This window comes from Aureimonas ureilytica (assembly GCF_001475935.1).
GTDB lineage: Bacteria > Pseudomonadota > Alphaproteobacteria > Rhizobiales > Rhizobiaceae > Aureimonas > Aureimonas ureilytica_A.
Window position 1 is genome coordinate 76,276 of the sequence record NZ_LDQA01000019.1, and the last position, 13,446, is coordinate 89,721.

The window sequence follows — 13,446 nt, forward strand, 5'->3', positions numbered from 1 at the left end:
ATATTGGATGGAAGGTGGCGGGCACGGTTCGTGCCCGAGCACACCGGGCCGAATCCACCCCCGACGGCAGAAGGTGTCACACAGTCCGCTGGTTGTCGATGGAGCGCTTCGAAGGGCATTCGCCTATGGGTTTATGGATCACTGCTCCCACAACGGCGCAAGTTCCGCATGCCGGGCGACGAACGCTGCGCGTTTCTCGCCGACGTCATCGACGAGTTCACCCATGAGTGCCTCACCATCCGGATCGACGGGAAGCTGAAGTCCACCGACCACCAATGTTCTATCCGACCTCCTGATCCAGCGCGGCGCGCCAGGACATATCCGCTCCGACAATGGTCCCGAGTTCATTGCCAAGGCAGTCCGCGACTGGGTCACGGCGGTCGGTGCCATGATTGTCTTCACCGAGCCAGGCTTCCCTTGGGGAATGACTATTGCAAGAGCGTCATCTCCAAGCTTCGGGACGAACGCCTGAACGGCGAAATCTTCTACAGCCATGCCGAGGCCCGCACCATCAAGAGCTGGTGTCCGCACGACAAGACTGAGCGTCCACACTCGAGCCTGGGCTATCGTCTACCCGCTCCAGCCGCCGTGCCGGGCCTGGCTGCGCAACCCAAACCCGCTTCGCAGGCGAACTCAAATGTCGCCGACAAACCATCCATGCTTTTGATCTGAACCGGGGCATCTAATAGGGGAGGACCATCGGACGACCAACTTTCTGAGGCGGACCAATCTGGCCTGCGAACACGGATTGAAGTCGTCAAAAACATGATTGCGATTGTCATGTTATGCGGCTAAGGGTCGGGGGTATCGACATCGCGAGAGAAAGTCGCAGCGTATGTGGAAGTATTCTAAGGTATTATCCGCTTCGATCCTTTTCCTGTCCTTCTACTGTCCTGCATCGGCAGGCGACAAGACTATTCCCATTACTGACGATCGCGGCGTGAATGTCGAAGTTCCTTTGGAACCGCACAGCGTTGCCGCCATTTCCTACCTCGCTGTGGATGTGGGGCTGGCCCTGGGTGTCCCTCCCGACCATTTCGCCGTGACTTACATGACCAAGGGCCGCAATCCGGATTTCCTGCTGGGCCTGACCAAAGAGATGAAATCGCTCGGCCAGCGCGCCAAGCCCAATCTCGAACTGGTGAGCGAAGCCAAGCCCGATCTGATCGTCGCCATGAAGCGCTACACGATCGGAAACGCGGCCTCCTACGAGCAGATCGCGCCCTACCTCGCCTATGACATCGAGCGATACGACGAGAGCTTCCGGGAAGTCTCCGACCTCGCCAAGATCTTCGGCCAGCCCGAGCGCGGCGAAGCGCTGAACGCCTCCTTCAAGCAGCATTTGGCAGATTATCTCGCGAAGGCGCCCAAAGACGTCCATCCCCGCTTCCAGATCATGTGGGCAGGCGACACGCCCTTCTCCTTCCACACGGAGAACACGGCAGCCTCGATCGTCGCGGCGCTCGGCGGCGACAATATCGTCGGGCCGATGACGCAAGGCGGCCGGTTCGGCATGGAGATGAGCCTGGAGGCCATGCTGGAGAAGGACCCCGAGGTCATCTTCGTTTACGACAGCGGCCCGGACCGGCCGCAGGAAAACAACCCGATCTGGAGCCAGCTGTCGGCCGTGAAAAACGGGCGCGTCCACTATGTCGGCGATCAGTGGGTGGAGACGAACGGCCCGATCGCGCGCGAGATCGTTCTGCGCGAGGCCGCGCATTTCCTTTACCCCGACACGTTCCCCGCCGTGGATGTCCGGGCTGAAGCGGGCAAGATCATCCCCGCCGCCCTGCAGAAATGACCGTCTCCCGCGCCGCTTCGCCGCCGCGCGGCGATCTCCTTCGAATGCCGGTCCTGACCGGCCTCCTCCTCGCCCTCGCGGCGCTCGCGATCCTCGGCGGCCTGATGCTGGGCGACCGCACGCTGCCGCCCGGTACCGTGATCGACGCGCTCCTGTCGAGAGCGGGCCGCGTCGATACGATCCTGGTCTGGACGTTGCGCCTGCCCCGAAGCCTTGCCGCCTGTCTGGCGGGAGCGGGGCTGGCTCTGGCGGGTTTTCTCTTGCAATCGCTGACGCGCAACCCGCTGGCGGGGCCGGGCCTGACGGGCGTGACGGCAGGGGCGGTCACTCCGATCGTCGCCGCTTTCGTGTTCCTCCCCTCCCTGTCCTCGGTCTGGTATCCGCTGGTCGGCTTCGTCGGCGGCATGGCGGCGGCCGGCGCCACCTTCCTGATCGCCTCGGGGCGGATGGCGAGCCCGCTTCATCTGGCGCTGGGCGGCATCAGTGTGTCGCTCTTCCTCCATGCCGTGACGACCTATATTCTGCTTCTCAGCGGACCACAGGTGCCCTCGCTTCTGTTCTGGCTGTCCGGCGGGTTGCAGGGGCGATCCTGGCCGCATCTGGCCTCCATGGCGCCCTTCGTCGTGCTGGCGCTGGCCGGTGCGTTTTCGATCCATCGCGTCGTGGACCTTCTGTCGTTGAGCGACGGGGCGGCCATGGGCATGGGGCTGCGGCTGGCCCTGTGGCGACCCCTCGTGCTGCTTCTCTCCGTGCTGCCGGTCGCCGGCATCGTGCCCGTGGCGGGGCCGATCGCCTTTATCGGCCTCGCCGCCCCCCATATCGCCCGCCTGCTTCGACCACCCGGATCGGGATGGGCGATCGCGCTCACTGCGTCCATCGGCGGCCTGACGACGGTGATTGCAGACCTGATCGCACGCAGTCTGGCGGCCCCGCGTGAACTGCCGGTGGGCCTCGTCACGGCGCTGATCGGCGGGCCGGTCTTTCTCTATCTCGTTCAACGCCCGCGCACTTTGGCCGTCGAGGGAAAGCGATGACGATTTCGGTGTCCTCGTCCGTTGCTCGGCCGCCGAAGCGCTGGCTCCTGCCGGCGCTGATCGGCATGACGCTCCTCGCGCCCCTCGTCGCGGTTTTCTTCGGCGTCGCGGACCTGCCGCTCGGCGACGTCGCCTCGGTTCTGACAGGGGGCGGAAGCGCCGAAGCGCGCTCGATCATCCTCGACATCCGCCTGCCCCGGATCGTCACCGGGATGCTGGCGGGAATGCAGCTGGCGACGGCCGGTTTCCTGCTCCAGACCATCACGCGCAATCCGCTCGCCGACCCCTCGCTCATGGGCGTGTCGCAGGGCGCGACCCTCGCCGTCACCTTGTTTCTGATGATCGTCGTCTATAGCCACGATCCCGGCTCCAACACGCTGGTCGAGCTTCCCTCGTCCTGGCTTCCAACCGTCGGAATGCTGGGCGGCCTGGCCGCCGGTAGCCTCATCTATCTCATGACGCTGCGCCATGATCTCGGCCCCCTCCGGCTGACGCTGTGCGGCGTCGCGATGGGCGCGCTGCTCCAGGCCTTGGCCCTCGGGATCGTGGCGGGCTGGGGCTCGACGCGCCTGGAGGTGCTGCTCGAATGGCTGTCGGGCAGTCTTTATGCCAGACGGTGGGAACATGCCGTGTTTCTCGCGCCCTTCACGCTCATAGGGTTGGCCGTGCTGCCGCTCATCCGGCGGCCGCTCGAACTCCTGCGCTTCGAATCCAGCGTCGCGCGCTCCTTCGGCCTCGCCTACGCCCGCGACTTCTCGGCCGTTCTGCTCGTGTCCTGCGCGCTCGCCGCCAGCGCGGTCGGCGCGGTCGGGCCGATCGTCTTTGTCGGTCTCATCGTGCCTCATCTCGCGCGCAGGCTGGCGCGCGGGCATTTCCCGCTCGTTCTGCCGCTGACGGTCTCACTCGGCGCCATCACCGTGACGGTCTGCGACCTTCTGGGCCGGCTCCTCGGAGGAGCCGATGAAATTCCGATCGGCGTCGTCACCGCGCTGTGCGGCGTACCGGCGCTGATTGCACTCCTGCGTCGAACGCCATGAGGAACCCATGCGTCATCAACCGATGTGTCTTCGCGCTCACGACCTGACGATCCGCTACGGCCAGAGAACGGCCCTTTCCGGTTTCGCTCTCAAACTCGAACCCGGAGAGGTCCGCGCGCTGATCGGCCCCAACGGCTCGGGCAAAAGCACGGCGCTTCAGGCGCTGGCTGGCCTTGTTCGGGTTGCGGCTGGCGCGGTGGAGATCGAGGGACGATCGGTCTTCTCCATGGGGCGGCGCGAACTGGCGCGTCATCTAGCCTTCCTGCCGCAGCAGCCGGTGGCGCCCGATGAGATGACGGTCGGCCAGCTCGTCCGCCAAGGGCGCTTTGCCCATGTCGGCCTGTTCAAGAGCTATGGGCCGGACGACGAGGCGGCGATCGACTGGGCGCTCGAATGCACCGGCCTCGGGCCTTTTTCCGAACGCCCCTTGAACGCCCTGTCGGGCGGCGAGCGCCAGCGGGCCTGGATTTCCGCCGCACTAGCGCAGGAAGCACGCATCCTGTTTCTGGACGAGCCGACGACCTTTCTCGACATCGGCTATCAGGTCGAGCTTCTGGATCTCGTTTATCGCCTCAGCCGCGAGCGTGGCGTGTCGGTGGTCATGGCAATCCACGACCTCAATCAGGCCATGTCGGTGGCCGATCGCATCAGCGTCCTGGAAACGGGGCGCTGCGTCTTCGACGGCGAGCCGGAGGCGCTGGCGTCGAGCGGGTTGATCGAGCGCGTGTTCCGGGTGCACGGGCGCTTCGTGGATCTCGCCCCCGACGCGCCCCCGCATTTCGATGTCGATCTGCTTCGGCGGCAAGGCCCCGTCGGCGTTATGCCTCAGGCGGTCGGGACGCCCTCTCCCCTCGCGTGAGCGACGGCGAGACGACGCAGTTCCACCGTGAAGCGCAGCCACAGGAGGAGGCTCGTCGCGGCAAAGCCGAGGCATAGGCCGAACCAGACGCCATAGGCGCCCCAGCCCGTTCCATGCGCGCACAGGGCCATGGCCGGGATTCCGATCAGCCAATAGCCGATCAGCGTGTTGGTAAGGCCCGCCTTGGTGTTGCCGACGCCGCGCAACAGTCCGACGCAGATGTTCTGCGAGCCTTTGAAGATCTGGTGCGCGACCGCGAACCAAAGAAGCGTCGAGGCGACCGCCAGAACCGCACCGTCGCCGCGCTCGCCCAGGAAGGGCAGAAGTACGACTTCCGGTACGAGGATGTAGACGAGGCCGATCGCACTCATCAGCGACAGGCTGATCGTCAGCGCCTGGAGAGCGATGCGGCCGATCTCGTTCCGCTCGCCGCGCGCGAGCGCCCGGCTGACAAGGATGGACGTGCCCTGCGAGAGGCCGATATTGGCCTGATACACGATATAGGCGAGCTGGTTGACGACGTTGGACGCCGCTAGGGCGACCGGGCCGAACGTGCCCATGAAGAGCGAGGCGATGGAGGTGATCGCCGCTTCCGATCCATAGGTCAGCGAGATCGGCGTCCCCATGCGTACGATGCGCGTCACCGTTTCGCGACGCGCGCGCCAAGCGTCGAGCGCCAGAAACTCCCGCATCGCCGCGTCGCGCCGGATCATCCGCAGATAGACCGCGAAGGTCCAGAGCTGGACCAGCGTGGTGGACAGGCCGATGCCCGCGAGCCCAAGCTTCGGCAGGCCAAGCCAGCCGTAGATGAAGACGGCGTTGAGGAGCGCGTTGACGCCAATCGAGACCAGAGTCACCGCTAGAAGCGAGCCCGGCCTGCGCAGCCCGACGGCGAACTGGCGCAAGACGTTCATCCAGAGCATCGGCAGGAGCCCAGGCGCGAGCGCCCACATGATCGGCCGCGCCAGGGCGACGACGCCCGCATCCTGCCCGAGAAAAGGCAGGAGATGGCCTAGCGCGACCAGAAGCAGGCCGGCGACGAGGCCCGTCACGGTCGCGATCAGCAGGGAAGCGCGCACGAGATCGCGGATGTCCTCGCGCCCCGCCGCATCGATGGCGCTCGATCCGCCGCGCTTCTCGGCGCGGCCCGCAGCGCCTGCGACGAGATTGCCGACGCCCGTCACCATGCCCACGCCCATGGTGCGGAGCTGGTTGTAGAGGAGGAGGCCGAGCCCCCCGGCCGCGACCGCGCCAAGGCCGAGAAGGCCCATCATCAGAAGATCGACCGTGGTCAGCGCCACTTGCGCGAACTGGATGCCGGCGATGGGCGCGGAAAGCTGGATGATCTCGCGGTAGCGCGAAGAGGTGGAAGACATTTCTCAGGTTCCCGTTCGCGCGTGGTCGATCGCCGCCAGACGCTGCGACTCCTCGAAGACCGCCAGCAGGCGGTGGAGGCGCTGATGCGCCGGCTCGTTCAAAAGGCCCCGTTCCATCAACCAGGCATCGTCATAGACCGTGTCGAGATACGTCTCGCCGGCATCGCACACCAGCACCACCAACGTGCTGCCCGGCTCCACCAGGGCCAGCCGCTTCAAGGCGATGAAGATCGCCGCGCCCGCCGTTCCTCCGATCGGAGGGCCCGTCCGCCATACGCTCGGTCTTCACGGATAGGAGGCTCATCCCTCGTCCTTCCTCCAGAGAAAAAGCCCCTCCCGCTGCGTCAGCACGATCTGGGGCGGCAGAGGGAATTGGTGGAATTCACTTTCGTTCTTATCCATCTGGTAGCCGGCGGTGTTGGGATAGACGAGGAGATCGCCATGGCGGGGCTCGCCCGGGAAGCGGATCTTGCGCCAGGTCACACCCTGATATTCCATGCAGCTCGATCCGCCGACCGCCGCCTGGACGGGCGCCTGCTTGCGCGCCGCGTCGCGTGGCACGACGATCGACGTTGGCAGATATTCGCTGCCCTTCCAGTGTTCAGACAGGCTCATGCCGAGCCCCGCCACGGTGACGATGCCGTGCGCGTCGTTGCGCTTGAAGCCCTGCACAGGAAAGTCGCTCATGCCGGCCCCATCCAGAAGACCGAGGGCAGTCCGGTCGTGTCGTCATGGAGGCTGATGGTCGTATCGTATTTCTCGGCGCTTTCGCTGCCCTGTCGGTAGGATGTCGTGAAACCAACCTGTTCGATCGCCCCGTCATAGCCGCGCCTGGTGTGGGACACCGCGTCCCGCAAGGGATCGGGTAGCGGCATCATGATCTTCGTGGGGCAGCGGGACGCGCCTTCGGCACAGGATCGGGAGGCATCCTCGACCAAGGCAATGACCTCCGAGGCGGGATGTCGATGTCGGAGAGTTCGCTTCGCCGGATCACATGGACCGCAGGCGTATGCAGATAGGCGCTGGACATCTGGAAGAACCATTCTCTTTGGAATGGAAGGCCAGCTGGCGCGCGCTCGGGCGTTCGCCGAGCAGGAAGCGGGCGCTGGCCTAGCGGTGTCGGGGACGGCTGTGAGGGCTTTAGGAGCCAGGGACGAATGGTCTCGTGCCGCTTGTTCGATGCGCGTTCGCAAACGAGCGAAGATCCGAGAGGCAGCATAGCATCGGCAAATCCCTTCTTAGGTCGCGCGAAGTTCTGGAAATGCTGGTCGATAGAATCGAGGCGCTTTGGTTTGGCTAGGTAAATTCCGCGTGACGGAAAGTCAACTGTATAAGTAAAATTTTATACTTTTGAATTGTTATAATTATAATTTGCAATCTGTATGTCGCTCGCATTGACCTTTGAAGGTCGCGCGAAGCATGGTCCGGGTACACAGCGAGGAGTGTCGGACGTTCAAGTCCCCCGGAGGCACAGCATTCGTTTTCCGCGCTTCATCGCGCGCGCTGGATGGTATGGCGGCTGACTCCATGGTCGCTTGAAAGCTCCGACACCGGAGCCCCCTCCCCCAACTTCTCACGCACCACCTGCTTCCGGGCAGCCATCAGACTCCGTGGGCGCCCGAGAACCTTACCCTGTTCCTTCCCGGGCAGGCCCGTATGGGTGCGCGCAATCAGAAGGTCACGCTCGAACTCCGCCACCGCGTTGATGCGCTCATCGTCATCCGGCCTGTCGAACTGGTGAGGTTGACATCACCCAATGCCAAGCAGTGACCCTTCATACCGGCTCTGTTGCGAATAGCGGAATGGGACGCGTTAAATGCTGTTCTGTTCTTTCATCCGGCGATGAAGACTTGAAACGGCCCTCCGATGTACCGGGCTTCTGATCTACCAGCCAGGCTGTTGACCATCGAGCGGAACTGTCCCTTGCAGAACAGGCGTATCATCGCGAACCCTCGGATCAAGTTGGGCGCCGTCGCGTGCGACTTGAACCCACACACCGGGCGATGGTGCGGCGAACGGTTCAAGGCCTTGCTGAGAAACTGTCTCGCCACCGTCGCCGAGCGTCCGATACAGATCACCCATTCGCCGCGATCCTTCACAGAGGTCTCGCCCACGAACGAGGTCTTGGTCTGCAAAGGTTTGCGCCACTGGACACGGCGGTCGAGTTCGGGCGCATTATGCAGGATCCACCGATAGATCGTCGTGTGATCGCCCGACAGATGGCGCTCGGCCATCATCCGCTCGCGGTCTCGGTAGGTCAGCGCTTAGCGGCAGTACCAGCGCAGGCAGAGTGGGATGATGCCGGGCGCGCAATGACGGCCCGCGAACGCCGAACTCATGTTGCCGACGCTGGACTTAAGCCGCCTTCAGCTCCGAGGCTCGCACCCTGGATCGCCATTCGCCACAGATCCCCTGTGACGCCCTCCACCGTCGGATACGGCCGGGACAAACTCATCTTGTGGTTGGCGCGACTTACGATCCGTAGATCGAAGCCTGGAGGATGGTGCGAACGAGGACGCCTGTGAGGCCGCCGAACGCCGCGACGACCCAGAGTCGGGCGACGCGGGGGCCGGCGGCGGTGAGGACGGCGATGCCCGGCAGGTCCAGCGGATGCACCAGCCAGCCCGCCGCCGCGTTGACGAAGCGCGCGTCGATCTCGCCGGAGGCTTTCTGGTCGGCGAGGACACCGAGCGCCGCTAGCCCGCCGCCGAGATATTTGCTGAGCGTCGGCGTGACGAGGCGCGGGTCGAGACCGAGCGCGCCGAGCACCGGAGCCAGAAGCCAGTTCAAGGCGTCCAGCCCGCCCGCCGCCTTGAGCGCGGCGACGGCGGTGAGGGCCAGCGCCATGATGGGAATGGCCCCGGTGGCGATCCGGAACGCCTCCGCCCCCGCCCGGTTGATGATCGCGAGAATGCTGCGTGCCTCGTCTCCCGCCGGAAGATCGATCTCGCTGCTTTCGAGCGGGCCATCGCGTGACAGATGCCGGCCGAGAAGGTGATAGGTCGCCGCCGCCGCCACCAGCCCGCCCAGCACGGAGACCAGAACGAACCGCCCGACATCCAGCCCGAGCGCGGCCATGGGAAACACCACATTGGCCTGTCCCATGGCGAGCACCATGGCGAAGGTCGCGGCCAGATGACGATCCGAGACGCCGCGCCGCTCCATGGTGGTGAGCGTCGCCACCGGCGCGGCGAAGCTGACAAAGCTCACCTGCAGAAGCGCGAAGACGCTGAGGCCGAGAAGGCCAAACGGGCGCAGGAGCGGGGTGACGAGCCGCGTCACCCAGTCCAGAAACCCGGCGGCTTCCGCCAGCCGCATGATCGACAGCATCACCACCATGACCGGCAGCAGGCTGAAGAGCGAGAGCTCCACCGCCGCGCGCCCGGCCCCCATGGTGGTGCCGATCATGTCCATGGCCGCGCCTCGCTTGCCGGGTGGTTCAAGGTCTCAGGCGTCGCGATCCACCGCGAAGGGCGACCAGGCCTGGCGCTGGGCCATGATCTCCAGACGGTTGATGTTGATATGCGGGGGCAAGGTGGCGACGTAGACGATCTGGTCGGCGATGTCCTCGGCCGTCAGCGGCGTCGTGCCGCGATAGACAGCGGCGGCGGCGGCTTCGTTGCCGCGCGTGCGCACCAGCGTGAACTCGGTTTCCGCCGCGCCCGGCGCGATGTCGGTGACGCGCACCCCGGTCTTCAGGAGGTCGCAGCGCAGGTTGAGGCTGAACTGCTTCACGAAGGCCTTGGTCGCGCCATAGACATGGCTGCCTGGATAGGGCCACTCACCGGCCACCGAGCCGATATTGATGATGCTGGCGCCACCCCCCGTTTCGATCAGCAGCGGCAGGACGGCATGGGTCACGTTGACGAGGCCGGTGACGTTGGTGTCGATCATCGTGTGCCAGTCGGCCAGTGCCACCTGAGGCGCGGGCTCGGGCGCGAGCGCCAGGCCCGCATTGTTGACGAGCGCGGTGACGCCCCGAAACGCGGGCGGCAGCGCGTCCACCACGGCCTGCACGGCACTCGCGTCCCGCACGTCGAGCGCGGCGATGTGGACCGGCACCTGGTCTTTCAGTTCGCTGGCCAGTTCCTCCAGCCGCTCGAAGCGGCGGCCGGTCAGAACGAGCGCCCAGCCCTCGCGGGCGAAGCGGCGGGCGGCCGCCCGGCCGAAGCCGGAGGTCGCGCCCGTGATGAAGGCGACGTTGGTCATGATCGTATCCTTAAGGTCGAAGAGGCTCGGCCGCGCGGGGAGCACGGCGGAAGGCCGAACGGGATTGGGGCGGCCGCTCAGCCGGGTTTGTTCAGTCCATGCGCTCCAGGAACTTGCGCACGCGCTCGGAATCCGGGTTGCCGAAGAACTTCTCCGGCGGGGCTTTCTCGATGATGAGGCCCTTTTCGAGAAAGACGACCTGATCCGACACGGCCCGCGCGAAGTCCATTTCGTGCGTCACGACGATCATCGTGTAGCCTTCGGCCGAGAGATCGCGCATCACCTGAAGCACCTCGCCGACGCGCTCGGGGTCGAGCGCCGAGGTCGGCTCGTCGAACAGGATCACCTCCGGACTCATGGCGAGCGCGCGGGCGATGGCCACGCGCTGCTTCTGCCCGCCCGACAGGGTGAAAGGATAGACCGCGGCCTTTTCCAGAAGGCCGACCTTTTCGAGAAGGCGCAGGGCCTCCTCGCGCGCCTGCGCCTTAGGCACGCCCTTCACCTGCACCGGCGAGATCATGACGTTCTCGACCACGCTCAAGTGCGGCCAGAGGTTGAAGCTCTGGAACACCATGCCGGCGCGGGCGCGGATGGCGGCCATCTCGCGATTGGTCATCTTGCGCTTCTTGGCCTCGTTGAAGCCGATGCGCTCGCCCGCGATGCGGATCGCGCCGCTGTCGGGTTCCTCCAGCCAGTTGATGCAGCGCAGCATGGTGGATTTGCCCGAGCCCGAGGAGCCGAGCACGCTGACCACCTCGCCCCGGTTCACCGTCAGGTCGATGTCGCGCAGCACCTCGATGCCGGAAAAGCTCTTGCAGAGTTTTTGGATTTCGACCGCTGGCCGTTCAGACATTCTCGAAGCCTCGCTGGGTGCCGAACACGCCCGCTTTTTTCACGGCGAGTTCGAGGCAGAGGGTGATGGCCCAGTAGAGGGCGATGACGACCACGAAGGCCTCAGTGGGAATGAAGTAGCGGGCCTGAAGCGCGTTGGCCGCGGCCGTCAGTTCCTGCACGGTGATGATGGCGAGAAAGGACGTGTCCTTCAGCGCGTAGATCAGCTGGTTGCCGATCAGCGGCCGTGTTCGCAGGAGAAGCTGCGGCAGGACGATGCGCAGGAAGGTCGTGCGCGGCAGGAAGCCGTAGGCTTTGGCGGCTTCCACCGTGCCGGGCGGCAGGACCATGCGCGCCCCGCGCAGGATCTCGGCGAAATAGGCGCCGTGATAGATCACCATGGCAAGAAGCCCGGCGGTTACGGCCGACAGGCGCAGCCCGAGCTGGGGCAGGCCGTAATAGAGAAGATAGGCGAGCACCAGAAAGGGCAGCGCCCGCATGGCGTTGACGCCGCCGCGCAGGGCGTAGGCGAGCCGTTCGCCCCCCTCCATGCCGTAGACGAGGAGGCAGCCGAGAAGAAAGGCGCCGGCGGAGGACAGGGCGAAGATCCAGACCGTCAGCCAGAGGCCCGACAGGATGATGCCGCTATTGTCCCAGAGGATGAGCCATTCGGTCATGCGCGCGCTCCTACATGGCCAGCCGGCTGGCCTTCCGCTCGGCCAGGGACTGGAGTTTGATGAGCACGCCGATGATGGCCATGTAGAGAAGGGCGGCGGCCAGAATGGGGGGAAGCGGCTGATAGGTCACGGCGCTGATCCGGTTGGTGACGCGCGTCAGATCGACAAGGCCGATAATGGCGATGGCCGGGCTGCTCTTGATGAGAAAGGACATCTCGTTGACGAGGCCGGGCAGGCTGGTGGTGATCATCTGCGGCAGCATGATGTGGCGAAAGAAGGTGACGGGCGTCATGCCGCAGGCCAGCGCCGCCTCGCGCTGCTCGCGCGAGAAGTTCAGAAAGGCGGTGCGCCAGATCTCGGCGTTGAAGGCCGAGGTGTTGAGCGTCAGCGCCAGGATCGCGGCGGTGGTGCGGTCGAGCGGGAACCCGAAGCGGGGCGCGGCGAGAAACAGGAACAGAACCAGCGTGACGAGCGGCGTGGCGCGCGCCAGGCTCGTGTAGAGCGCCAGGATCGTATCCAGCACCGGAATGCGCGCCGAGCGCAGGAGCGCGATGCCAAGGCCGATCACCAGACCCAGGGCAATCGCGGTGCCCGAAATCCAGAGAGTGACCCACGCGCCTTCGAGAAGCAGGAACCAGGCTTTTTGCGTCATGTCCGACCTTGGATCGATGGGGGCGCCGCCCGCCGGCTTGTGCGCCATGCGGGCGGCGAGTGGATCAGTTCAGGCCGGCCAGCGTGTGGAACTGCGTGACGTCCTTGATCGGCTCGGCCGGAAGGTTGGGGAAGGCTTCGCCGAACCATTTGGTCTGAAGGGCGGCGAGGCGGCCGTTGTCGCGCACCTCCTTCATGAAGGCGGTAGCGAACTCCAGAAGCTCGGGGCTTTCCTTGGGGATCGGCCAGGCGGCGAAGCCGGGGCCGGACACCGCGATGCCCTTTTCGAAGACATCGCCCCGGTTCTTGACGAGATCGTTGACGGAGATCAGCGCGTTGATGACGTAATCCAGCCGCCCGTTGGCGAGATCGGCATAGGCTTCCGGATAGGACTGATATTCGACGACTTCGCCGATCTCGCAGTTCTTGTCGGCCATCATCTTCTTGAGTTCGGGCAGGCGGGCGAGTAGCGCGCTGCCGGCCTGGAGGCCGACGGTCTTGCCGCAGAGGCTGGCGATGTCGCTCAGGCTGTCGTCGCCCTTGCGCTTGACGTAATAGTGCTGGGCCGAGGCGAAGGGCGGGGCGAAGTTGAAGACGCGCAGCCGGTCGTCGGTGACGAGCGCGCCGGTGAATGCCATGTCGTACTGGCCCGACGAAACTGACGCCAGAAGGCCCGTCCAGGGCAGGATTTCCTGTTTCACCTCGAAGCCCTGCTTCTTGGCAAAGGCCTGCAGATCCTCCAGAAGCTCTTTGTGGAAGCCCTCCGGCTGGCCGTCCACAATGAAGTTGAACGGGGCGTAGTCGTCTTCGGTGGCGACCGTCATCGCGCCCTTGGCCTTGATCTCCTTCATGTCGGCCTGCGCGACCGAGAGCGAGGAGAGAACGGCGCCGGCCATCAAGAGGCCACGCAGAAGGTGTGTCGGTCGCAAAGCCTGGGCCATGGGTGTCCTGCGCATGTCGGATACTCCTCG

General features: G+C 65.2%; 15 protein-coding genes and 1 pseudogene. 5 read left to right on the forward strand and 11 right to left on the reverse strand.

From position 1 onward, the window contains the following. Positions 1 to 156: 156 nt before the first annotated feature. The 5 genes and pseudogenes from NS365_RS24940 to NS365_RS07840 form a co-directional block, all read left to right on the forward strand. Positions 157 to 672, forward strand: a pseudogene (locus tag NS365_RS24940) (integrase core domain-containing protein); the annotation flags it as partial. 163 nt (positions 673 to 835) lie between these two features. Next, complete coding sequence (locus NS365_RS07825) at positions 836 to 1,801, forward strand: ABC transporter substrate-binding protein (RefSeq protein WP_058599721.1); 966 nt, start codon at positions 836 to 838, stop codon at positions 1,799 to 1,801. After that, a complete protein-coding gene (locus NS365_RS07830) occupies positions 1,798 to 2,835 on the forward strand; it encodes a FecCD family ABC transporter permease (protein WP_082684498.1) in 1,038 nt (345 codons plus the stop codon). The genes NS365_RS07825 and NS365_RS07830 overlap by 4 nt, the downstream gene beginning before the upstream one ends. A gap of 65 nt (positions 2,836 to 2,900) precedes the next feature. Next, positions 2,901 to 3,872, forward strand: a complete 972-nt coding sequence (locus tag NS365_RS07835) for a FecCD family ABC transporter permease (protein ID WP_430515415.1) — start codon at positions 2,901 to 2,903, stop codon at positions 3,870 to 3,872. A 22-nt stretch (positions 3,873 to 3,894) separates the two neighbouring features. Next, positions 3,895 to 4,731, forward strand: a complete 837-nt coding sequence (locus NS365_RS07840; RefSeq protein ID WP_058599723.1) for an ABC transporter ATP-binding protein — start codon at positions 3,895 to 3,897, stop codon at positions 4,729 to 4,731. Here the strand turns inward: NS365_RS07840 and NS365_RS07845 are convergent. The 11 genes from NS365_RS07845 to NS365_RS07895 form a co-directional block, all read right to left on the reverse strand. Beyond that, the gene (locus NS365_RS07845; protein ID WP_058599724.1) at positions 4,698 to 6,107 is read right to left on the reverse strand and encodes an MATE family efflux transporter; all 1,410 of its coding nucleotides are present in this window, start codon (positions 6,105 to 6,107) and stop codon (positions 4,698 to 4,700) included. The two genes, NS365_RS07840 and NS365_RS07845, sit on opposite strands and share 34 nt — an antisense overlap. A 3-nt stretch (positions 6,108 to 6,110) precedes the next feature. Further along, the gene (locus NS365_RS07850; protein WP_058599725.1) at positions 6,111 to 6,326 is read right to left on the reverse strand and encodes a hypothetical protein; all 216 of its coding nucleotides are present in this window, start codon (positions 6,324 to 6,326) and stop codon (positions 6,111 to 6,113) included. Positions 6,327 to 6,407: 81 nt separating this feature from the next. Beyond that, entirely contained in the window at positions 6,408 to 6,794 is a 387-nt protein-coding gene (locus NS365_RS07855) for a hypothetical protein (RefSeq protein ID WP_058599726.1), read from the reverse strand. Then, positions 6,791 to 6,985: a hypothetical protein gene (locus NS365_RS07860; RefSeq protein ID WP_058599727.1), complete on the reverse strand. Its 195-nt coding sequence runs from the start codon at positions 6,983 to 6,985 to the stop codon at positions 6,791 to 6,793. Before NS365_RS07860 ends, NS365_RS07855 begins: the two co-directional genes overlap by 4 nt. A 954-nt stretch (positions 6,986 to 7,939) precedes the next feature. Beyond that, positions 7,940 to 8,344, reverse strand: a complete 405-nt coding sequence (locus NS365_RS07865) for an IS6 family transposase (protein WP_058599728.1) — start codon at positions 8,342 to 8,344, stop codon at positions 7,940 to 7,942. Between the two features lie 235 nt (positions 8,345 to 8,579). Continuing rightward, positions 8,580 to 9,521, reverse strand: coding sequence for a nucleoside recognition domain-containing protein (locus NS365_RS07870; RefSeq protein ID WP_058599729.1), 942 nt, complete (start codon positions 9,519 to 9,521; stop codon positions 8,580 to 8,582). Between the two features lie 33 nt (positions 9,522 to 9,554). Further along, entirely contained in the window at positions 9,555 to 10,316 is a 762-nt protein-coding gene (locus NS365_RS07875) for an SDR family NAD(P)-dependent oxidoreductase (protein ID WP_058599730.1), read from the reverse strand. A gap of 91 nt (positions 10,317 to 10,407) precedes the next feature. Next, the gene (locus tag NS365_RS07880; protein ID WP_058599731.1) at positions 10,408 to 11,169 is read right to left on the reverse strand and encodes an amino acid ABC transporter ATP-binding protein; all 762 of its coding nucleotides are present in this window, start codon (positions 11,167 to 11,169) and stop codon (positions 10,408 to 10,410) included. Then, positions 11,162 to 11,824 carry an amino acid ABC transporter permease gene (locus tag NS365_RS07885; protein WP_058599732.1) on the reverse strand — a complete coding sequence of 221 codons (663 nt, stop codon included), beginning with the start codon at positions 11,822 to 11,824 and terminating at the stop codon, positions 11,162 to 11,164. Before NS365_RS07885 ends, NS365_RS07880 begins: the two co-directional genes overlap by 8 nt. 10 nt (positions 11,825 to 11,834) lie before the next feature. Continuing rightward, positions 11,835 to 12,476: an amino acid ABC transporter permease gene (locus tag NS365_RS07890; RefSeq protein ID WP_058599733.1), complete on the reverse strand. Its 642-nt coding sequence runs from the start codon at positions 12,474 to 12,476 to the stop codon at positions 11,835 to 11,837. 64 nt (positions 12,477 to 12,540) lie between these two features. Then, positions 12,541 to 13,416 (reverse strand): transporter substrate-binding domain-containing protein, encoded by an 876-nt coding sequence (locus NS365_RS07895; RefSeq protein ID WP_058599734.1) that lies wholly within the window; start codon positions 13,414 to 13,416, stop codon positions 12,541 to 12,543. Positions 13,417 to 13,446: the final 30 nt, after the last annotated feature.